This window comes from Rufibacter sediminis, assembly GCF_014269285.1.
Classification (GTDB): domain Bacteria; phylum Bacteroidota; class Bacteroidia; order Cytophagales; family Hymenobacteraceae; genus Nibribacter; species Nibribacter sediminis.
In genome coordinates this window covers 38,769-61,289 of record NZ_JACOAF010000012.1, presented here as the reverse complement: position 1 = coordinate 61,289, position 22,521 = coordinate 38,769, and the positions used below count along the sequence as shown (strand labels likewise).

The 22,521-nt window shown below is 56.7% G+C and carries 14 protein-coding genes; 8 read left to right on the top strand and 6 right to left on the bottom strand.

Going from position 1 to position 22,521, the window contains the following annotated elements; genetic code table 11:
• Positions 1 to 374: 374 nt before the first annotated feature.
• Entirely contained in the window at positions 375 to 2,681 is a 2,307-nt protein-coding gene (locus H7U12_RS05290; RefSeq protein WP_241749150.1) for a glycoside hydrolase family 3 N-terminal domain-containing protein, read from the top strand.
• 219 nt (positions 2,682 to 2,900) lie between these two features.
• Here H7U12_RS05290 and H7U12_RS05285 read toward each other — a convergent pair whose 3' ends face one another.
• Positions 2,901 to 3,773 (bottom strand): AraC family transcriptional regulator, encoded by an 873-nt coding sequence (locus tag H7U12_RS05285; RefSeq protein WP_186634043.1) that lies wholly within the window; start codon positions 3,771 to 3,773, stop codon positions 2,901 to 2,903.
• Positions 3,774 to 4,342: 569 nt separating this feature from the next.
• Here H7U12_RS05285 and H7U12_RS05280 point away from each other — a divergent pair.
• The 7 genes from H7U12_RS05280 to H7U12_RS05250 all read left to right on the top strand — a co-directional run bounded on the left by H7U12_RS05280 (position 4,343) and on the right by H7U12_RS05250 (position 14,725).
• Positions 4,343 to 5,500, top strand: coding sequence for a glycoside hydrolase family 26 protein (locus tag H7U12_RS05280; RefSeq protein ID WP_241749148.1), 1,158 nt, complete (start codon positions 4,343 to 4,345; stop codon positions 5,498 to 5,500).
• 74 nt (positions 5,501 to 5,574) lie between these two features.
• The gene (locus H7U12_RS05275) at positions 5,575 to 7,446 is read left to right on the top strand and encodes a sodium:solute symporter family protein (protein ID WP_186634039.1); all 1,872 of its coding nucleotides are present in this window, start codon (positions 5,575 to 5,577) and stop codon (positions 7,444 to 7,446) included.
• 50 nt (positions 7,447 to 7,496) lie between these two features.
• Positions 7,497 to 8,717: a glycoside hydrolase family 130 protein gene (locus H7U12_RS05270; protein ID WP_186634036.1), complete on the top strand. Its 1,221-nt coding sequence runs from the start codon at positions 7,497 to 7,499 to the stop codon at positions 8,715 to 8,717.
• On the top strand, positions 8,717 to 9,949 hold the full coding sequence (locus H7U12_RS05265) for an AGE family epimerase/isomerase (RefSeq protein WP_186634063.1): 1,233 nt from the start codon (positions 8,717 to 8,719) through the stop codon (positions 9,947 to 9,949). Before H7U12_RS05270 ends, H7U12_RS05265 begins: the two co-directional genes overlap by 1 nt.
• 143 nt (positions 9,950 to 10,092) lie before the next feature.
• Positions 10,093 to 11,844 carry a glycosyl hydrolase gene (locus H7U12_RS05260; protein WP_186634033.1) on the top strand — a complete coding sequence of 584 codons (1,752 nt, stop codon included), beginning with the start codon at positions 10,093 to 10,095 and terminating at the stop codon, positions 11,842 to 11,844.
• 132 nt (positions 11,845 to 11,976) lie between these two features.
• Positions 11,977 to 13,206 carry a glycoside hydrolase family 27 protein gene (locus H7U12_RS05255; protein WP_186634030.1) on the top strand — a complete coding sequence of 410 codons (1,230 nt, stop codon included), beginning with the start codon at positions 11,977 to 11,979 and terminating at the stop codon, positions 13,204 to 13,206.
• A 118-nt stretch (positions 13,207 to 13,324) separates the two neighbouring features.
• Entirely contained in the window at positions 13,325 to 14,725 is a 1,401-nt protein-coding gene (locus tag H7U12_RS05250; RefSeq protein ID WP_186634027.1) for a sialate O-acetylesterase, read from the top strand.
• Positions 14,726 to 14,946: 221 nt separating this feature from the next.
• Here H7U12_RS05250 and H7U12_RS05245 read toward each other — a convergent pair whose 3' ends face one another.
• From H7U12_RS05245 to H7U12_RS05225, 5 genes are all read right to left on the bottom strand, one after another.
• Complete coding sequence (locus H7U12_RS05245; protein ID WP_186634024.1) at positions 14,947 to 15,396, bottom strand: hypothetical protein; 450 nt, start codon at positions 15,394 to 15,396, stop codon at positions 14,947 to 14,949.
• Between the two features lie 79 nt (positions 15,397 to 15,475).
• Positions 15,476 to 16,126 carry an MCP four helix bundle domain-containing protein gene (locus H7U12_RS05240; RefSeq protein WP_186634021.1) on the bottom strand — a complete coding sequence of 217 codons (651 nt, stop codon included), beginning with the start codon at positions 16,124 to 16,126 and terminating at the stop codon, positions 15,476 to 15,478.
• A 265-nt stretch (positions 16,127 to 16,391) separates the two neighbouring features.
• Positions 16,392 to 17,135, bottom strand: a complete 744-nt coding sequence (locus tag H7U12_RS05235; protein WP_186634018.1) for an SDR family oxidoreductase — start codon at positions 17,133 to 17,135, stop codon at positions 16,392 to 16,394.
• 169 nt (positions 17,136 to 17,304) lie between these two features.
• Entirely contained in the window at positions 17,305 to 20,727 is a 3,423-nt protein-coding gene (locus tag H7U12_RS05230) for an amidohydrolase family protein (protein ID WP_186634015.1), read from the bottom strand.
• Positions 20,728 to 21,526: 799 nt separating this feature from the next.
• Entirely contained in the window at positions 21,527 to 22,489 is a 963-nt protein-coding gene (locus tag H7U12_RS05225; protein WP_186634012.1) for a sugar phosphate isomerase/epimerase family protein, read from the bottom strand.
• Positions 22,490 to 22,521 lie beyond the last annotated feature (32 nt).

Genomic DNA, 22,521 nt, shown 5'->3' with positions numbered 1-22,521 from the left:
GCCGCCTCTCACAGGCACCTCCGCCAACGCCGCTGTTTTGGAGCCGCTTTTCGAAAACCTGCCTTAAAACAGCAGTTACCCATTTTCAAATTCCAACTCCCTAAAGTTAACACTTTGGCAACAAAAACAGTCAGCTTACTCCGGCAAGAACGAGAATGGCAATCAACTGAAAGAACAACCGGCGGCGGCATTCTCAAAGGCAGCGGCTTTGGCAGCACCTCCAAAGTATCAAATGTTTCCTTTTAGTGGTCCATTTGTTAAGAACGATGGGTTGCCGCAGGTCTCCTCAGAAAGATGCTTTATACTTGTATCCCTCCTGTTTTGGGCTCTCCGTAGCAGGAATTCAACCCAACCTCAAAAACCAACCGAATACAATGAAATACTTCGCCCCGATGGCGATGGCGCTGGTTCTGGGGCTGCAGGCTTGCAGCTCTACCCAGACAAGCCAGTCTGCCAAACCAGAAGTTTCCATGGCTGCCGCCACCAGTACGGCCCCGGCTAACCAGGCCCGCGACCAGCAACTGGAAGACCTGCTTTCCAAAATGACCGTGGAGGAGAAAGTAGGCCAGATGACGCAGCTCACCATTGACCTCATCCTGAAAGACAGCGAAGCGGCCACCGTAGACACCGCCAAGCTGCGCCAGGTGCTGGTGAGCCACCACGTGGGCTCCATCCTGAACGTGAAAGGCCGGGCGTACACCATTGACGAGTGGCACACCGTCCTGAACGCCATCCATGACGTGACCGACCGGACCCGCCTGAAGATTCCGGTGATCTACGGCATTGACGCCATCCACGGGAACAATTATCTGGCTGGCACTACCCTGTACCCGCACAACATAGGCATGGCCGCCACCCGCAACCCCGAGCTGGTGAACCGCCTGGCCCAGATCACCGCCCTGGAAACCAGAGCCGCCGGTATTCCGTGGAACTTTGACCCGGTGTTGGATGTGGGCCGTCAGCCGCTTTGGCCCCGCTTTGAGGAAACCTTCGGCGAAGACGTGTTTGTGGTGAAAACCATGGGAAGCGCCGCCATCAGAGGCTACGAGCAGAACGGCAAGGGACAGGATTTCTCGGTGGCTTCCTGCATGAAGCACTTTTTAGGCTACTCCTACCCGTCTACCGGCAAAGACCGCACGCCGTCCTACATTCCGGAGCAGATGCTGCGCGAGATTTTCATGCCGCCGTTCAAAGCGGCCGTGGAAGCTGGCGCCTCCACCGTCATGATCAACTCCGGCGAGATCAACGGCGTGCCCGTGCACGGCAGCAAGTACTACCTGACCGAGATCCTGCGGAACGAGCTGGGCTTTGAAGGCGTGGCCGTCTCTGACTGGGAAGACGTGATCAGGCTGCACACCCGCCACAAAGTAGCCGCCACGCCCAAAGAAGCCGTGCGCATGGCCGTAGAAGCCGGCCTGGACATGAGCATGGTGCCCACTGATTTATCGTTCTATGACCATTTGGTAGCCTTGGTGAAGGAAGGAACCATCTCAGAGGAGCGCATCAACACCTCGGTGCGCCGCATTCTGGCCCTCAAGAAAAAACTGGGCTTGTTTGAGCAGGTCCGCCCGAAAGCCGCCCTGAAAAACACCATCCACAAAGCTGAGTTCGACCAGGTATCGCTGCAGTCGGCGCTGGAAAGCATCACGCTGCTCAAAAACAACAACCAGGTGCTGCCGCTCCAGAAAACAGCGAAAATCCTGGTGGCCGGGCCAACCGCCAACACCCTGGCGGCCCTGCACGGCAGCTGGTCCTACATCTGGCAGGGAACCGATGAGTCGCAGTATCCGGCCAAGGCCAAAACGGTGGTGCAGGGACTAATGGCCGAGATCGGCAAAGACCGCGTGATTTCCCGATCCGTGGCAGATTTCAACGCCGCCGCCAACTACAACGTGGCCCAGCTGAGGAAAGACGCCGCGCAGGCCCAGGCCATTGTGCTGTGCCTGGGTGAGAAAGCCTACGCCGAGAGCCCCGGCGTTATTGACGACCTGGACCTGGAGGAAAACCAACTGGCGCTGGTACGCGCCGCCAAAGCCACCGGCAAACCCGTGATCATCGTGCTGCTGGAAGGCAGACCGCGCGTGTTATCCGCAATAGAGCCGCTGGCCGATGCCATCGTGATGGCGTACCGTCCGGCTACGTTTGGGGCAGCGGCCATTGCCGATGTGCTGTTTGGCGACTACAACCCAGACGGCGTGCTGCCGTTCACTTATCCGCGCTTCTCCGGCGACGTGCTCACCTATGACCACAAAGGCACCGAGATCATCCGGGAAGACATCCCCAACGCCGCCGGTAACCGCGGGTTCAATCCGCAGTGGCCGTTCGGGCACGGGCTGAGCTACTCCAGCTTCGCCTTCTCGGACCTGCGCGTAGACAAAACCACGTTCGGGAACAATGACAACCTGAAGGTGACCGTGAAAGTGAAAAACACGGGCCGCCGGGCGGGCAAAAAAACCGTGGAACTCTACAGCCATGACCAGTACGCTAGCATCACGCCGAGCGCCAAACGCCTGCGCGCTTTCTCCAAAGTGACGCTGCAACCCGGCGAGGAGAAGGAAGTGAGCTTTACCCTCTCGGCCAAAGACCTGGCGTTTGTGAACGAGGCCGGCAAATGGGTGACCGAGCCCGGCGCCTTCGACCTGATGGTAGGCGACCTGAAAACGGTAGCCACGCTGCAGTAAGTCGCACAAGTCGGTTTCATTTCCGTTTCGGGCCTGTTTTCTGAAAACAGGCCCGAAACGGAGAGCAGAAGAGAAGCCCGGCGGGGCAGGATGGTTCCTGAGAACGAATCCTGCCCCGCCGGGCTTCTCTCTGTCCAATATTTTTTCCTACAAGCGATGTTTTAGGGCCATTTTCTGGAAATCGGCCCTAAAACGAACTAGCCCGGGGCAACCTTCCGCTTAGATGAACACCCGCGAGCCGGAGTAGTTCTGCCGGAATTCCTTGGGCGTGCACCCGTTCTTGCGCCGGAAAATGCGGTTGAAGTACGACAGATTGTTGAAGCCGCACTTGAACGACACCTCTGAGATGGTCTCGGTGGTGTCAATGAGCATGCGGGAGGCGTGCCCCAACCGGATTTCGTTCAGGCTCTCGATGAAGGTTTTTCCCGTGCGTTTTTTGATAAATCGGCTGAAAGAGACCTCGGGCATGTTCACCACTTTGGCGACATCGGCGAGAGAAACGTCTTTGTCATAGTACGTCTGCATGTACTCAAAGGCTTTCTCAATGCGGCGGCTGTAGTAGTTGAACTGGTCTGAGGTGAAGGTGCTGTTGGAGAGCGTGCGCATGTTGCGCGACACCGACAAATCGTGCAGAATGGAAATCAGCTCCAGCACCGAGTCAAAACCGCCTTTCTGGGTCAGTTGCTCCAGCCGCGGCCGGAACGCCTCCTTGATCTCGCGGGAAAACGAGATGCCTTTGCTGGCCCGCTCCAACAAAGCCCTGATAAAGCTCAGCTGGTTGCGGCGCAGAAACTTCTCGTCCAGCAGATCTTTGTGGAACTGGATGGTGATCTCCACAATGTCTTTGCTCTTGCACTGGTGCGTAAACCAGCCGTGCGGCAGATTGCTGCCCACCAACACCAACTCCAGATCGTCAATAATCTCTACGTGGTCGCCTACCACCCGCTTGGCACCGGCCGCGTTGTAAATGAAGTTCAGCTCGAAGTCTTCGTGGTAGTGGAGCGGAAAGTTAAATTCCTCTTTCACCCGGGAGAAAAGGGTAAAGCAATCGTTCTGGGTTAACGGGGTAATCTCACGGTAGATAGCACTCATAACATCTGATTTACTCTGTGAAGTTACAGAATCTGGATTTACTTTTTACGATCTGGTTAAAAAAATACCAGTTTTCCGCCGTTAATTGGTGCACCCTCGTGTCCTGAAAGCTCAAAACGCTCCTTTTACCTCCCACTCTTCCTCTTTCTGGCGGGCAGGGATAGAATCAGAGGCTCTTCTTCCCAGCTAAACGCTTTTATTTAATCCTTCTTTTGCAAAAACAGCTCCAAAACCCAAGATTACCTAATTTCTCGGTCACTGGTTAAAAAACTATACCACAGGCTAAACAAACCGCCTGCGCTTCCTTCTGCCCTAAAGAACTTTCTATTTCTTCAAGAAAACGATAAAATAGTACTACAAGCCTGCAGGAAAACTACCTAGTTTTGTAGAGTAGCCTGATGATCTGTTCAAGACGTGGAGAAACAACGAAAGCAAAGCACACCAACTTGGCTTTTTAGTGAGTCCACCAGAGCAGACCAGGAGCCACGCAGAAACAGCGCGCCGAGGCGTTGCTCCTGTTACCCAGCTTGCGGCGAATACCTTTCCGGCATTTTTTTAAAACAGAACCCATGCATAGATTTCTACTGGCTTTCCTGTTTCTGGCGCTCACCCATCTCTCCGCTTGGGCACAGATGCTTCCCATTACCCGGAAAGCGACGGCCGAAACCCGGAACCTGTATGCCAACCTGAAGCGGCTCTCCCAAAAGGGCATTATGTTCGGGCACCAGGACGCGCTGGCGTATGGCGTAGGCTGGAAGTATGAACCCGGCCGCTCTGATGTGAAAGAGGTAGTAGGGGAATACCCGGCGGTGGTGGGCTGGGAACTTGGCCATCTGGAGCTAGGTAAGCCCATGAACCTGGACAGCGTCCCTTTCCAGAAAATGCGGGAATATGCGCAGCAGTTGTACGCCAAGGGCGGATTGAACACCTTTAGCTGGCACCTGAACAACCCGGTAGATCCGTCAAAAACCAGCTGGGACGCCGCCGATTCCACCATCCAGCACCTGTTCAAAGACAAAAAAGCCCTGAAACGCTATACGTCCTGGCTAGACGGGTTAGCCAGTTTCATGAAAAGCCTGAAAGGCCCCAACGGCGAGCTGATCCCTGTGGTGTTCCGGCCGTTTCATGAGCACACCGGCAGCTGGTTCTGGTGGGGCCGCAATCACTGTTCTCCCGAGGAATACAAGCAGATGTGGCGCTTCACCGTGGATTACCTGCGCAAGAAAAAAGCCAACAACCTGCTCTTCGCCTACTCCACTGACCGGTTCACCTCCCGCGAAGATTACCTGGAACGTTATCCCGGCGATGACTACGTGGACATTGTCGGCTTTGACATCTACCACCGTCCACCCGCTGATCCGGCGCAATTAGCCCAGGCCAACCAGAACTTCCTCAAAGAAACCCGCCAGATGGTGGAGACCCTGCGCCAGATTGGCCAGGAGAAAAACAAGGTCTGGACCCTGAGCGAAACCGGCCTGGAAACCTTGCCCATCGCCAACTGGTGGACCAGCATCCTGGCGCCCATTGTCCAAAACGCAGGGTTGTCTTACGTGATGGTGTGGCGCAACGCCCGCCCTGACCACTTTTACGCCCCCTACCCGGGGCAGAAAAGCGCCGACGATTTTAAGGTGTTTTACCAAAACCCCAACGTATTCTTCCTGGACAAAGTAGCCCGGGAACGTCTGTACGCCCCGGTTCCCCAGGACAAGTTGGGAGCAAAAAAGTAGCTCACCCAAAACACCTATACGCTTTACCACCGCCCCTTACCCACCAACCCAAACAAAACCATTACGGCACTTCCATGAAACTAAGCGCACTGGACATCGGCATTATTTTCCTCTACCTCGTGTCGGTAGCGGCCATCGGGCTTGTCTTGCAGAACCGGGCCAAGGCCAACAAGGAGGCGTACATGCTGGGCGGCAACACCCTGCCCTGGTACGCGCTGGGCCTTTCCAACGCCTCGGGCATGTTCGACATCTCCGGCACCATGTGGATGGTGATGCTGGGCTTCGTCTACGGGCTCAAGAGCATCTGGATCCCCTGGCTGTGGCCGTCCTTCAACCAGATCTTCCTGATGATGTTCCTGGCCGCCTGGCTCCGCCGCTCCAACGTGACCACCGGCGCGGAGTGGATGCTCACCCGCTTCGGCCGGGGCCGGGACTCCAACAAGTCACACGCCATTGTGGTGGCGTTCGCCCTTTTGAGCTGCCTGGGCTTTCTGGCGTACGGGTTCATCGGGCTGGGCAAGTTCGTGGAGATCTTCGTGCCGTGGGCCGTGGTGCAGCCGTACGTGCCGTTCACCGTTTCGCCGGAGTTCGTGCCCCACTTTTACGGCATGCTCTTCACCTTCTTCGCGGTGTTCTACTCCATCCTGGGCGGCATGGCCAGCATCGTGTGGGCCGATGTGCTGCAGTACGCCATCATGACGGCGGCCTCGGTGGTGGTGGCCATCATGGCCATGAACAACCTGGACACCACCCCGCTCAACGTGCCGGCGGAATGGAAGACGCCTTTCTTCGGGGCCACGCTCAACATGGACTGGACCGGCATCATTGATGACGTGAACGCCAAGATCCAGTCAGACGGGTACTCGCTCTTCGGGACCTTCTTCTCCCTGATGCTCTTCAAGGGGATTCTGGCCAGTTTGGCCGGGCCCACGCCCAGCTATGACATGCAGAAGATCCTCTCGGCCCGCTCGCCGCAGGATGCCGCCAAGATGAGCGCCTTCGTGTCAGTGGTGCTCATCCCCACGCGCTACCTCATGATCATGGGCTTCACGGTGCTAGCCATCCTCAACTACGACCAGCTGAACCTAGAGTCCGCGAGCGGGATTGACTTTGAGCGGATCCTACCGGCTGCCATCCAGCGGTTCGCGCCCACGGGCGTCATGGGTCTGATTCTGGCCGGGCTGCTGGCCGCCTTCATCGGGACGTTTGCGGGAACGCTGAACGCGGCGCAGGCCTACCTGGTGAACGACGTGTACCTGAGATACGTGAACCCGAAGGCCACGAACACCACGGTGAACCGCATGAACTACGCCACCGGCATCGTGGTGGTGCTGGTGAGCATGGCCCTGGGCTTCTTCGCGAAAGATGTGAATAGCCTTCTGCAGTGGATTGTGGCCGGCCTGTACGGCGGCTACATCTCGGCGAACGTGCTGAAGTGGTACTGGTGGCGCTTCAACGGCAACGGGTTCTTCTGGGGCATGCTGGTGGGCATTGTGGCCGCGCTCGTGTTCCCGTACTTCACCGAGGGCCTGGACCTCTACTACTTCCCGTGGCTTCTACTCATTTCGCTGGCCGGCAGTATCATCGGGACGTACATGGCCCCGCCCACGGACCCCGAGACCCTGAAAGCCTTCTACAGGAACGTGCGGCCGTGGGGCTTCTGGAAACCCGTGGCTGAGCAGGTGAAAGCCCAAGACCCTTCCTTCACGGAGAACAAGAACTTCAAACTGGACATGTTCAACGTGGTCATTGGCGTGGTGTGGCAGATGAGCCTGACGCTGCTCCCCATCTACCTCATCCTGACCATGTACACCGAACTGGCGGTGGCCTTCGGCCTCGTGCTCGTGTGCACCCTTATTCTGAAGAAAACCTGGTGGGACCGGCTGCCCGAGGACGGCAGCACCGTGGCCTCCACCCTCAAGCGTAAATTAGTTTCTGTTTCATAAGTTATAGACGGCGTTAGCAGGCCGTTTTCTTCATCTTTTCCCAAAATCACATGGAAAACTCCTTCCAAAAAAGACAGCAGGCCGTAGAGCAGTTCCACGCGGCCCTGATCACCAGAAAAAACGAAAAGCAGCCGCTTGGCAACGGCATTTATGACCGATATAAATTCCCGGTGCTCACCAATCAGCACGCGCCCATCACCTGGCGCTATGACCTCAACCCCGAGACCAACCCCTACTTCATGGAGCGCATCGGCGTGAACGCGGCCTTCAACGCCGGGGCCATCAAGCTGAACGGCAAGTACCTGCTGGTGGTGCGGGTGGAGGGCAACGACCGGAAATCGTTCTTCGCAGTGGCCGAGAGCCCCAACGGCATCGACAACTTCCAGTTCTGGGAGAAGCCCATCACCATGCCCGAGACCCAGGACCCGGACGTGAACGTGTACGACATGCGCGTGGTCCGGCACGAGGACGGCTGGATCTACGGCCTGTTCTGCACCGAGCGCAAAGACCCGGAGGCCCAGCCCGGCGACGAGTCCTCGGCGGTGGCGCAGTGCGGCATCGCGCGTACCCGCGACCTGATTTCCTGGGAACGCCTGCCCGACCTGAAATCCACCTCGGCGCAGCAGCGCAACGTGGTCTTGCACCCCGAGTTCATCAACGGCAAATACGCGCTCTACACCCGTCCGCAGGACAGCTTCATTGAGGCGGGCAGCCGCGGCGGCATCGGCTGGGGCCTCACCGACTCCATGGAGAACGCCGTGGTGGACGAGGAGTTCATCGTGGACCCGAAAACCTACCACACCGTGTACGAGGTGAAGAACGGCCAGGGCCCGGCTCCGCTCAAAACCGGGAAAGGCTGGCTGCACCTGGCGCACGGCGTCCGCAACACGGCGGCGGGCCTGCGGTACGTGCTTTATCTATTCCTGACCGATCTTCAGGACCCGTCTAAAGTCATCGCGAAACCGGGCGGGCACTTCATCGCCCCGGAGGGGGAGGAACGGGTGGGCGACGTGTCCAACGTGACCTTCGCCAACGGCTGGATCCTGAACGAGGACGGCACCGTGTTCATCTACTACGCCTCCTCGGACACCAGAATGCACGTGGCCACCTCCACCGTAGACCAACTGCTGGACTACGTGCTCAACACCCCGGCCGACGGTTTCCGCTCCGCTGCCTCGGTGGAGCAGATCAACCAATTGGTAGACCGAAACCAGGCCTACATCCACGCGAAGAAGCACGTGATGGCCCCTGAGTTCAACGGCGCGAATTGATGGTTCCGGTTTCCAAAACGTCTTCTGCGTCGCAGCTCTCCGCCTATAAACAGGAGATGGCCGCCGAACTGGAGAGAATCCTGGGATTCTGGGCGGAGCACACCCTGGACCACCGGCACGGCGGCTTCGTGGGGCAGATGGACAATGTCGGCAACGTGAATCCCGAGGCGCCGAAGGGCGGCATCCTGAACGCCCGCATCCTGTGGACGTTTTCGGCGGCTTTTCGGGAAACGGGGCATAAAACGCACCTGGAGATCGCCACCCGCGCCTTTGACTACCTGACCACCTCCTTCCTGGATACCGTGCACGGCGGTATCTACTGGATGGTGGACGCCCAGGGCCAGCCGCTGAACACCCGCAAGCAGATCTACGCGCTGGCGTTCACTATCTACGGCATGAGCGAGTACTACCGGGCCACCCAGCACCCGCAGGCCCTGGAAATAAGTCAGGCGCTTTTCCGCTGGATAGAGCAATACAGCTTCGATCCGGAGCAGGGCGGCTACCTGGAGGCTTTCAGCCGGGAAGGGGAATTGCTGGAGGACCTGCGCCTGAGCGAGAAAGACCGCAACGACCCCAAGACCATGAATACGCACCTGCATATTCTGGAGGCCTACGCCAACCTGTACCGCATCTGGCCGGACCCTGGGCTGGAGAGGCAGCTCCGAGGGTTGATCGAGGTGTTTCTCGCCAGGATCATCGACCTTTCCACCGGCCACCTGCACCTGTTCTTCACCCGGGACTGGACCTCCACCGCCAACCTGGTGTCCTACGGGCACGACATCGAAGCCTCCTGGCTCTTGCAGGAAGCCGCCGAGGTACTGGGTGACGAGGCCCTGCTCGCACAAGTGAAGGAAGTGGCGCTCACCATGGCCCACGCCACGGCCGAGGCCCTGCTCCCAGACGGCAGCCTCTACCACGAGCTCAACCTGGACGGGAACCACTGTGACAAACACCGCGAGTGGTGGGTGAGCGCCGAGGCGATGGTGGGGTTCTTCAACGCCTACCAGCTGACGGGCTCGGAAGAGTTCCTGCACCGGTCCCTTAACTCCTGGAAGTTCGCCCAGACCCACCTCCTAGACCTGGAGCGCGGCGAGTGGCACTGGGGCGTACACGATGACTACACGCTCATGCGCAAGGAAGACAAGGTGGGTTTCTGGAAATGCCCGTACCACAACGCCCGTGCCTGCCTGGAGATCATCCATAGATGCAGGAAAGCACTCACGCCTTCTTAGAGCCTACCTGCCAAAAGGTGCCCGCCTGTTTTAAGCCTTGTTTCTGAAAATCAGCCTTAAAACAGGCGGGCACCTCCAGCTGGCGCATTAGATCTGAACTGGAAAAGCATTTACCTATTCACCACCACCCCAACCTCCTTGAAATGAAATCACGTCTACCGTTGCGTTCTACATTTTCTGGGCAGGCCTGCGTTGCCTGGCTGGGGCTGATGTTTTTTCTGGCATCGTTCTCCGGCACCCAAGCCGCTGACATCAAGCTGGAGGCCGAAAATGCCACCCGCACCGGAGTGACGGTAGGCACCGCTTTGGCGGGTTTTTCAGGTGGCGGGTACGTGCAGGGGTTTGACAACTCCTTCGCCAAAAACGTGCGGTTCACGGTGAACATCCCCACGGCGGGCATTTATGACCTGACCATCCGCTACGCCACGCCTTCCGGCGAGAAGGGCTACGTGCTGGACGTGAACGGGAGCCGATCTGAGGGAATGTTACCTGCCATCACAGGGTACGGCACAGCGCAAGGCGGCAAGTTCCTGCTTCCGGCGGGGAATACGTCCATCACCTTGGGCGGCGGCTGGGGCTATTACCTCATTGACTATATTAACCTGTCTCCAGCCACCATTCCGTTACCGGCCAAACCGCCCAAGACCTTAGTGGACGCCAACGCGACGGCTTCCACCAAAAATCTGTTTTCGTATCTGGTGGATATCTACGGCACCAAGGTGCTGGCGGCCCAGCAGGAAACCAATGATTTCCAAGAAATTAGCTACGTTCGCACGCATACGGGCAAAGACCCAGCCATTGGTTCCTTTGACCTCATTGAGTACTCCCCTTCGCGCATTCAGTACGGAGCCAACCCCGCGGGTTTCTCCGAGAAAGCCATCCAATGGGCTAAAAAAGACCAGGGCCGCGGCATTGTCAGCCTGATGTGGCACTGGAACGCTCCCACCGATCTGATCAACCAAAACCCGGACAAACTCTGGTGGAGCGGTTTCTACACGCGGGCCACCACCTTCAACTTTGCCGCCGCGCTAGCCGATAAAAACAGCGCCAACTACCAACTCCTGCTCCGCGACATTGATGCCATTGCCGTGGAACTGAAGAAATTCCAGGCGCAGGACATTCCCGTGCTATGGCGGCCTTTGCACGAAGCGGCCGGCGGCTGGTTCTGGTGGGGGGCGCAGGGAGCTCCGGCGTTTAAAGAACTGTGGCAAGTGATGTATGATCGGTTGACGAACCACCACAACCTGCACCACCTCATCTGGGTGTACACCGCCGAACGAGGCAAACCGGAGTGGTACCCCGGCGACGCGTTCGTGGACGTAGTGGGCATTGACATCTACGAAAACACCGCCGTGGCTTCTAACCTGAGTGGTCAGTGGACCGAGCTACAGGCGCTGTTCAAAGGCAAGAAACTGGTCACGCTCTCCGAGACCGGCAACCTCCCCAACTCAGAGTATATCCGGACCTTCGGGACGTGGTGGTCCTGGTTTGCCGTGTGGCCCGGCGCTGACTACACCAGAAAACAGCCTACCTCGCTCCTCCACGCCGTCTTCAACGACCCGGATGTGATTACCCTGGATGAATTGCCCAACTGGCGCACCTCCGGCGCCGTGACCGGCAGCGCGCTGGAAAAGGAACTCGGCCCACTCATGGTGTATCCCAATCCGGTTTCAGAGGAATTCTTCACCATTAGAACCACGAGCACCTCACCCTTGTCGGCTAGATTTACGCTGTTTTCCGCCACCGGCGCCAAGGTACTGGAAGTAGCCCAACAGCTGCGAAGTGGGATCAATCAGGTCCAGATTCCGGTGCAGCAGCTTCCGGCCGGCATGTATGTGCTTTCCATCCAGAAAGGAACCGAACAAATCTCCCTGAAAGTAGTGGTGCAGAAATAAAACCCGACAGCTTGTCTATTCACCAGCGGTCGTTTCAAGCCTGATTTCGCTAAAACACCCCTTGAACGCACGAAACCAAAACAGAACCTTACCTCCAAACACGCTACCCCTAACCTATCTCCACAGAACCTCATGAAAAAACTACTGCTCTCCTTCGCGGCCCTCGCGCTTTCCGTAACGGCGTTCAGCCAGGGAAACAACTATGCGCAGAACTACAAGAAGTATGAAGGCCTGGCCATGACGCCGCCCATGGGCTGGAACAGCTGGAACAAATTCGCCTGCAACGTAGACGAGAAGCTGATCCGGGAAACTGCCGATGCCATGGTCAGCTCGGGCATGAAGGCCGCCGGCTACGAGTACATCAACATTGACGATTGCTGGCACGGCGACCGCGACAGCCTGGGCTTCATCCACGCCGATCCCAAACGTTTTCCCTCGGGCATGAAAGCGCTAGCCGATTACGTGCATTCCAAAGGCCTGAAGCTGGGCATTTACTCCGATGCCGGTTCCCAGACCTGCGGCGGCCGCCCCGGTAGCCGTGGCTACGAGTTCCAGGATGCCCAGATGTACGCTAAATGGGGTATCGATTACCTGAAATACGACTGGTGCAACACCGAGGGCCTGAAAGCCGAAGGCGCCTACAAAACCATCACCGCCGCCTTGCGGAAAGCCGGAAGACCCATGGTGCTCAGCATCTGCGAGTGGGGCAATGACAAGCCCTGGGAATGGGGACCAACCGTAGGCCACCTCTGGCGCACCACCGGCGACATCTACAACTGCTTTGACTGCGTGGAAGACCACGGCACCTGGAAATCCTTCGGGGTGATGCAGATTCTGGACAAGCAGGACGGCCTGCGCCAGTACGCCGGCCCCGGCCACTGGAACGACCCCGACATGCTGGAAGTAGGCAACGGCATGGCGGTGAACGAAGACCGCGCCCACTTCACCATGTGGAGCATGATTGCCGCGCCTTTGATTGCCGGGAATGACCTGCGTAAGATGAGCAAGGAGACCGTAGCCATCCTCACCGATAAAGAAGTGCTGGCCATCAACCAGGACAAACTGGGCGTGCAGGGCCTGCGGCATACCGTGAAAGACAGCCTGGAGACCTGGGTGAAACCGCTGGATGGCGGCAAGTGGGCCGTGGCGTTCCTGAACCGCGCCAAGAATCCGCAGAAAGTAGACTTCGACTGGAAAAAGAACGTGATCAACGATGAGGTAGCCAAAAGGCAACTGGACGGCGGCAAAACCACCTACAAAATCCGGAACGTCTGGGCGAAGAAAAGCCAAGGCACCACCAAGAAAGCCTTCGAGACCACCGTACCGGCCCATGACGTGGTGCTGTTAGTGCTGTCAGAATAATAGCTATCTTTCGTTTAGGGCCTGTTTTCTGGAAATCAGGCCCTAAACGCGTTTCAATGGAAGCTAAGAAAACCGTACAAGCTTCTGATTCCATCCTTCACGCTTTAGTTCAGAGAACATGCATCTAAAATCATTCGGAAAACTTTTACTACTCCTGCTGCTGACCGGGGCAACCTCCTCGGCGGGAGCCGTCTCGCTGCCGGCCATTCTCGGGAATCACATGGTGCTGCAGCGCAATGCCGAGGTTACCATCTGGGGCTGGGGCAACACCGGCGAGGAAGTCACCGTGACCGGAAGCTGGAACAACCAACCCGTAAAAACCAAAGTCAACAACCTGGCGCAATGGTCGGTGAAGCTACAGACCTCCGGGACCAGCGTTCCGCAGACGGTGACGGTGAAAGGTTATAATACAATTGTGCTGGAAGACGTGTTGCTGGGCGAAGTGTGGCTGTGCTCGGGCCAATCCAACATGGACTGGAACGCCAACGCGGGCATAGACAACGCCGAGCAGCACGTCAAAGAAGCCAACTACCCGTCCATCCGGTTTTTCCAGGTGTTGAAGCGCACCGCCGATGCCCCGCAACTGGATGTCCAGGGCCAGTGGGTAGTCTGCACGCCCGAGACCATGAAACATTTCAGCTCCGTGGGCTACTTCTTCGGGCGGGAGCTTCACCAGAACCTGAAAGTTCCCGTGGGGCTGATCAACAGCAGCTGGGGCGGCACGCCCATTGAGATCTGGTTCAGTGCGCCCGCCCTGGCTTCTAACCCGGTTTTGGCAGAATCGGCTGCAAAACGCAAAGAAGTGGAGTATGGTCCGGTACAGTCGGCCAAGGCTTACAACGCCATGATCGCGCCGCTGATCCCTTTCCGGCTGGCGGGTGCCCTGTGGTACCAGGGCGAATCCAACGTAGATGCCCCGGAGGTGTACGCCCAACTGCTGCCTACCCTCATCCAGGATTGGCGCACCGCCTGGCAGAACGAGTTTCCCTTCTACTACGTCCAGATTGCGCCCTACAAGTACGGCGGGGCCGAAGAGTGGCCGCGTTTAGCCGAGGCCCAGCTGAAAACCCTGCGCGTACCCAACACCGGCATGGCCGTGATCAGCGACGTGGGCAACGTAGACGACATCCACCCCAGAAACAAACTGGACGTGGGCAAGCGCCTGGCGGCTTGGGCGCTGAACAAAACCTACGGCCAAAAAGACGTGCCTTTCTCCGGCCCTTTGTACCGCGAGATGAGAGTGGAAAAAGACAAAATCAGGCTGTCCTTTGATCACGCGGATCAAGGCCTGGTGGCCAAAGGCAAAGAACTCACCCATTTCGAGATCGCCGGCGAAGACCAGAAGTTCGTGCCCGCCCAAGCCCGGATAGACGGCAAAACCATTGTGGTGAGTGCCAAAGAAGTGAAGAAGCCGGTGGCCGTTCGGTTTGGCTGGAACAACACCGCAGTTCCCAATCTCTTCGGCAAGAACGGCCTGCCCGCTTCCAGCTTCCGGACCGATTCCTGGCCTAAGAAGTAATTGCCTGTCTTAGGAGGTGCGGAAGGCCGGCAAGAATAAGAGGAAGTAATCTTCTATTGTGAACCCCTGATGGACAAAAAGCCTAACAGGATTCCGGAGAATGTTTACCTGAAACGAGAACGTCAAACCAAGTTCCGGCCCTCCGTTTTAAGGCCGTTTTAAGAAAAACAGCCCAGAAATAGCAGTAAAAAAGCGCAGTGGATGGCTGCGCTTTTTTACTGCTATTTCTTTAACGGAGCTCCCACCGCAATGCTGCAGTCATGCCCGGGCTGCCCGTGGGGCGGGTTCATGCCCTGGGCAGTAACCACCGGCGGACCAACCGGCAACACCGGAGCCGGAGGTAAGCCCGCAGGCCTTGCCGCAGGAGTAGACGCTGCGCCGGAATTGGCGGTTACCCCCGGAGGGGAGTTCAAAGGCGCGCCCACCTGAATATCGCACCGATGGCCGGGTTGCCCGTGAGCCGGATTTAAGCCGGCCGTCACAGCCGGGGTGGTAGTGGTGGTAGCGGGCTGAGTGGTAACTGCTGGCGCCGGGCTGCTAGCGGAGGTAGTTCCCGGCAAAGTGGTGTTCTGCCCGGCAGTAGTGCCCGCAGCGGTTTCGTCTTTGCTTTTGGAACATCCCATTCCGCAGCACAAAGAAGCGATGGCCAAAATATAGATCGAGTGTTTCATAGCCGTTTTTGGTTTTTAAGGTGAAATTTGAGGCGAGATCCTGCCCCTTAAACGGAACAAAGGCAACAAGTTTGCTTTCTCAGTTCAACATAGGGTTCTGAGGAAACTTAGAGAACTTCGATTTGGAGGCGAACACCAGCATCTGAATCATAACCCCAATCACGACGATCAAAACCAACTCTACCTGCGTGAGCAGGGCAGACCCGGCCATCATCTGCTTGGATGAATCGTTCAGCCGCTTGCCCTCGGCCACCTGGATGTGGGAGAGCTGGTTTAAATACCCGGTGGCTTCCTGAAACTGGGCGTCCATCTGCTGCTTCTCTCCCACCATCTCCCGGCTTCCGGTTAAATGCCGCAGATACTGGTTCTCCAAAGTTTGGAGCGCCAGGTGGTTCTGTTGGAAGGCCCGCAGGTACCGGGCCTCGTCTGCGGTCAACTCGGTTTTGGCATAGTCTGTCAGGAGGGTGCTGATAGCCGAGTTGGTCTTGCTTAGTTTCGCTGACAAAAGGCCGTCAGTGCCGGCGTAGAAGGCATTGTCCATCAGCATTTTCTTCTGGTACAAGTGCCCCGACAGCTGATAAATGTAACTTTCCACCAGCAGCCGGTCTTCGTACACGCTGGTGAAGGAAGTACCCAGTTTGGTCACCGTGTTGCTATCCAGGGTGTTCTTGGCCAGTACCAGCAGCATTACCGCCGCCAACAGCAACGCGGCTCTTGTTTTATGTTTCACACTATATACCCATCTCATCTTTCCGGAAAATTTAAGGAGTGAACAATAGAAAGGGAAAGCACTTACAGGAGAACACCCTTCCGTCAGAAAGAACAGAAGAGAGAAACAAGGCTTCGCCTGCTTTGAAGTTACAGAAATTAAACCTTAAAAGCCAGTTACTTACCTCAAATCTTCCACCGCCCGGACCCATCCAAGGAATAATACAAGCACGTATGCAAAAAGGTATTTTAGGCCCGATTTCAGGAAAACAGGTCCAAAACACACCTTACGCCCAGCGGGAATTCATCTCCAGGAAGAGGGCATCGTTCTCTTCGCGGGAGGCTTTCCTTCTCACCTCTGAGGTCCCGAATCCCACTTCCAGTTCACCGTTGTCAATGCGTTGCATCACGGAGTCAGCGAACTCATCTAAAGGAGCGCCGAAGTTATGCAATCCGGTTCCGCCCAGATCGGTGTTCACGGCGGGTGGCACAATCTCCACCACTTCCACGCTCGTTTTGGAAAGCAGATAACGCAGGGACATGGTGAAAGAATGCAGGGCCGCTTTGGTGGCGCAGTACACCGGCGCGAAAACACCCGGCGTAAACGCCAGCCCCGAGGTCACGTTCACGATAGCGGCGTGCGGCTGTTGCTTCAGGTGGGGCACAAACAGGCTGCTCAGATGGATGGGCGCTTCTAAGTTAATGGCGATTTCCTGCTGCGTCTGGCTCCACTCCTCCTGCTCGTCCACCAGATTCACCCGCCGTTGAATACCGGCATTGTTCACCAGCACATTCAACGCCGGAAACTCGGTGGTGGTCCACTCCAGCAGGGCAATGCGGTCGGCTTCCCGGGCCACGTCACAGGCAATGGTGTGGATCTGGGGATATCGGGCTTTCACTTCGTTGAGCTTATCGGCGCGGCGGCCGCAGATGATCACGGTGCTGCCGGCGTTCAGAAAGCGTTCGGCAATGGCAAGGCCAATCCCGGAGCCTCCCCCGGTGATCAAGACAGTATTTCCAGCTAATTTCATTTCTGAGTAGTGAAGGTTGTAAGATGTCCTTGTTTTACTTCTCCGCTATGGCAGAAGTTCTATGATACGAGACCGATGCTGTTTTTGGCCCGATTTCTTAAAAACTGCCTCAAAACAGAAAGGCCTCCCCTGCTTAGCAAGGAAGGCCTTCTTCAACCGTATTTCAGAATTATTCCTGCACTCCGGGCACACCCAGCGGAAGCGCGCTGTGCCAGTCAAAGTCCGGCGCTTTCTTCTTGGTGGGGGCCAGTTCATCCAGGGTGTTGGCATCGTACAGACGACCGTTCCGCATCACGTATTTGATGGAGTTGGTGTTCCGGATGTTCTCCAGCGGGTTCTGGTCCATGATGACCAAATCGGCCAGTTTACCGTTCTGGATGGAGCCTAAGTCACCGTCTAAGCCCAAAGATTTCGCGCCTAAAATGGTGGCTACTTTCAAGGCATCCAGGTTCTTCATGCCCCCGGATTGGATAGACCAGAGTTCCCAGTGGTACCCTAAGCCTTGCAACTGACCATGCGAACCCACACCAGCCAAACCACCGTCTTTCACCAGTCTGTTCACAAACTGCGCGTGACGGTCAAAGATGTGCTCTTCTTTAGAGAACCAACCTCCTCTGCGTCGGGCTTTCTCGTCTAACTCCACTTTTGGAGTGAAGTAGTTAAGCTTTTTATCCCCGATTACATTTTCCGTGGCATAGTAATAGTTCTCGGCCCAGGGACCGCCGTAGGAAACCAGCAAAGTTGGCGTGTAGGCAATCTGCGACTTAGACACAAACTCCAGCACGTCTTTGTACAGCGGATAGATGGGGTACGAGTGCTCATGGCCCGGGTAGCCGTCCAGAATCTCAGTCAGATTCAGTTTGAAGTCCAGACCGCCTTCGGTGGTAGGCATCAGGCCTTGTTCCTTGGCCGCCATGATAATCCACTGACGGTGCTGGCGGTTCCCCACCAAATACATTTTGATGGTCTTGGTGTTGTAGTAATCAGAGTACTGCTTCAGCACGCTCTTGGCATGGTCTAAGCTTTTCAGGTTATAGGACCAGTACCCAACGCCCGGACCCGTGGAGTACACGCGCGGCCCGATCATCTTGCCGGTTTCCACCATATCTGAGTAGGTCAACACGTCGGTAGTGGCGGTTTGCGGGTCGCGGGTGGTGGTCACGCCGTAGGCTAAGTTCGCGGCGTAAATCCAGACCTGGTTGGAGTGCACGCCCCAACGCGGCCACATGTGCGCGTGGGTGTCTACGAAGCCCGGCGTAATGGTTTTGCCTTTCACATCCATGACCGTAGCGTTCTGCGGAACGGTCAGCGTACCGGAGGCTCCTACCGCTTTGATGCGGTTGTCCTGAATCAGAATATCGCCGTTCTCAATTACCTCGTCGCCGTTCATGGTGATAATGCGGGCTCCTTGTAACAAGATATTTCCCGTCGGGATGTCACGCGGCACAGTGATCGCAATTCTGGTTTCCACCGGCTTGTAGCCTTCAATCTTCACGGCTTCTTTGGCGCCGGTGCTGTCTTTCTTCACTTCGGTGGCGGGCTTGGCGTCTTTCTTCAGCTCCTCGGCGGCTTCCAGTTCACGTTTCTTCGCGAAGGCTTGGTCCATGTTATAGGCGAAGAAAGCGTTCCCGATGGACCAGTACACGCTTTTCCCATCGGCTGACCAGCTCGGGAATTGACCGCCGATGTCGGTGAGTTTCCAGCTTGGGAACTGCGAACTGGCGATATCGGCCACGGAGATGGTGGGCGTTTCGCCGCCTACAAACGGGATGGTCACCACGTAAATCTCGTTGTTGATGAGAGCTAGCGCTTTGTCGCCCTTCGGAGCTTTGATAATAGTAGTAGCGGTAGAAGCCTGTTGCTGCGGCTCGCGCTCGTTCACGTGCGTGTTGTGGCTCATCTCCTCCTCCAGCATGTCGGCGAACGACCCGAAGGTGGTGATGCCTTTTACTTTCACGTACGGCTTCTTGTCGGTGCCGTCCCACCGGATAGAAATCAAGCCGTCAGAGGAGCTGTACAGGTAAATGCGGTCATCGCCTTGCACGAAGTGCGGGTTCGCGCCCAGGTTGGCTTTGGTCACGAACGTGCTGGCGCCGCCTTTAGAAGAAATCCAGTTAATGGTCTGCCGCGCGTCAAACGCGCCCGGTCCCGCCGATTCACGGTAAGTCTGCGCCGAGCCTTTCACGAACACGATTTTGTCACCTTTGGGTGACCACACCGGCTCCTGGAAAACGGAGTTCTCCACGGTCAACTTCTCTGGTTTGCCTTTGCCGGTAGCCGCTACTTTGTAGATGGCACCCCCGGTTTTCTCCTGCCAGGTCACAAACGCCAAGCTCTTGCCGTCCGGTGACCAGGCAGGTTGCGCTTCGGTGAAATCATTGGTGGTCACGCGTTTTGGCGTACCATTCGGGTAATCAGTGATGTACAGACGGTCCAGCGCGGTAAAGGCCAGACGTTTGCCGTCCGGCGACATAGCCGCATCGCGGATTTGCGTCACCTTCATGGTTTTGTCATCGCTGATGGGGTACTTGAACTCCAGCTTAGGCCCGATGGCGATTTTGGTATTCACCTCGAACGGAATTTCCTTGGCCGCACCGCCGCTCACCGGAATGCGGTAGATTTTTCCGCCGTACGAGGCCACCAACTCTTTGCTGTCTGGCGTGAACGACATGGCCGGCAACACGCCCAGCGGCGCGATGGACTCCTGCTCATCGCGCTGCACCGGATACGCCAGCCACTTCTCATCGCCGGATTTCAGGTTCTGCACAATCAGGCCGGTTTCGTTGTTGTGGCGGGTTCCGTAGACCAGCATCGTGCCATCCGGCGACAAGGTAGGCGAGAATGCCGAACCGTAGCGCGAGGTGCGGGTATCGGTTTCGCCGGTTTCGCGGTCCAGCGTGGCCAATTGGTACTGCGGCAACTGCGCGTTGTAGTTCCAGCCTCCGGTGCGGCGCGAATACCAGATATAGCGCGGGTCTTTGCCAAACGCCGGCTCCACGGTTTTCAGGGTCTCAGGCGTTTTGATCAACTGTGTTCCGCTCCCGCTGTCTTTGTGATACAGGTGCAGTTTCAGGTTCCGGCGGCCTTGCGACACCACCAGGTATTCGCCATCGGGCGTCCACTCAGCAGCCTGAAAGTTCTCGTTTTTGCTTTTGCTGATTTGGCGGGTTTTCTTGGTAGCCAGGTCCATCACCCACACGTTGTCGTTTCCGTCGCGGTCTGAGAGGAACACGATGGACTTGCCGTCCGGGCTGAAACGCGGCTGCACATCCAGGGCCATGCCTTCGGTCAACTGCTCGGCTTTGCCCCCGGCCATCGGCAGCAAATACAAATCGCCCAGCATGCTGAAGATAAGCTGTCCGCCCGCCGGGTGTACGTCCAGCGCGAGCCAAGAACCTTCCTTCGTGTTGATGTCAATGGTGCGGCCCGCTTCCAACGGCAGGTCTTTTTTCTCTTCTTTTTTGGGGCTGTCTTTCTTTGCCGGGGCAGGTGCGTTCTGGGCCAGCGAAGGCTCCACGAACAGCCCCAGGGTGCAAAGCAGCAATACGGGTTTCCTCCAGCCAGGCATATGGTTGGCAAAAAACTGCTTCATAATAAAGGGGTTAGTTGGGTGATAGTTTGGGATTTGTGAAGATAAGGATTGTTTTGATAGGTTGCTGAGCTGCACCGGGGTAAATGCGTTTTGGGGCTGTTTTGAGAAAACAGGCTTAAAACGCATTTGCTTCTATGGCGTGGATTTATTTCCGTGCCTTTTCTTCTTGTTGAGCTAACACTGATTAGTGACCAGCCACCCCCCCGTTGTTGGTGTTCTCACCAACGACCATGACTGCCGCTCAAGTTAGCTATCTGCTTTTGCTCTCCACCTCTTTCCTACCAAGCCTTAAGGCTGGAGTCGCGGTCTGCCCGCGTTTGTCACTTTTCTCCTGGATGAGAAAAGTAACCAAAAGAATCAAGAAGCCCCGAACTCGCTGACGCTCAAACAGGCGGGGCTTCAGTTGGTACCACCGGGTAAAAGCCTTCTGTTTCATAGGGAGCTAAGGCCATTGCTGCTGGAGCCGTTACTGCTTGCGCTTCCCCTTGCCTCGGGCTACGCAGGCGGCCCTCCGCTGGGGAAGCGCAGATGGACTTATGGCTGCTTGTGCTGCTGCAATGCCTTCATCGTCCTGCGGACGTGATAGAAGAAGCACATGGTTCAAGTCTGTGACTTGGACCCAAAATGGCCGGCAGTTTGCAACTGCCGTGCGGCAACAGCCTCAACTCGGGTTTGTTAGTCAATCTACTTTCGAAGCAAAAGAACTCTTAAGAAACTGAACAGGAACCTGTAAACGCGTTTCGGGCCTGCTTTTGGTAAAACAGGCCCGAAACGGTTTTGACAATAGGTAGTCCGCGGCTTACACGAGTAGGGTATTTTTCACGTAGTCGCGGCTTTGTTTGATGCTTTGGAAGGGGTCCATGCCGGCGGCGAAGTTTTCCTGCTCCACGAAGATGCGGTCAACGCCGGAGGCTTTGGCTTGGGCGAAAATGGCTTTGTAGTCGATGGTACCGTTGCCAACTTCGGTGTTCAGGTCAGGCTTGGCTTTGTCCATGTCTTTCACGTGCCACATCACAAAGCGGCCTTTGTGCTGGCTGAACAGGTCTACCGGCTTACGGCCCGCTTTTTCCATCCAGAACAAATCGGCCTCGAAGCTGACCAGCGCCGGATCGGTTTCCTTCAGCAGGATGTCATAGCCGGTGGTGTCACCGTATTGCTTGAACTCGAAGTCATGGTTGTGGTAGGCCAGCTTCAGTCCGGCGGCTTTGCAGAGCTCGGCAGCCTTGTTCACCTTGTCAGCGATGTTTTTGTAGGCATCGGCGCTGTTTCTCAGCTCTTCGCCCAGGTACGGCACCGTGATGTATTTGTGGCCCACAATGTTGCCGGCCTCAATGTAGCGTTTCACAATATCAGTGTTGCCGTCTTTCATGTACTGGCCAAACTCGTAGTGACCGCTGGTAGAAAGCAGGTTATTGGCCGTGAGCAGTTCTTTGAAAGCGGTGGGTTCTAAGCCCCAGTAGCCTTTGTCTACGGAATACCCATAGGTTTCCACATCATTGTACCCGGCCTGCGCCACTTTCCCGATCACGCCTTTCACATCCTGGGGTAGCACTTCCCGCAGGGTGTAGAGTTGGATCCCGATGTCACTCAAGCCCGTGTCTCCGGTGCTTGTGGAGGTGGCGGAGGTGTCAGTTCCCTCCGTAGAGGCAGTGGTGGTGGTGTTCTGGCTGGAAGAATCACAGGAAGTCAGCAACGAGGGCGCGAAGGCCACTCCGGCTGACAGTAACCCGAGCTTCTGTAAAAAAGATCTTCTGTTGTTCATTTCGGTTTAGGTAGGTGAACGGTTAGTTGGGT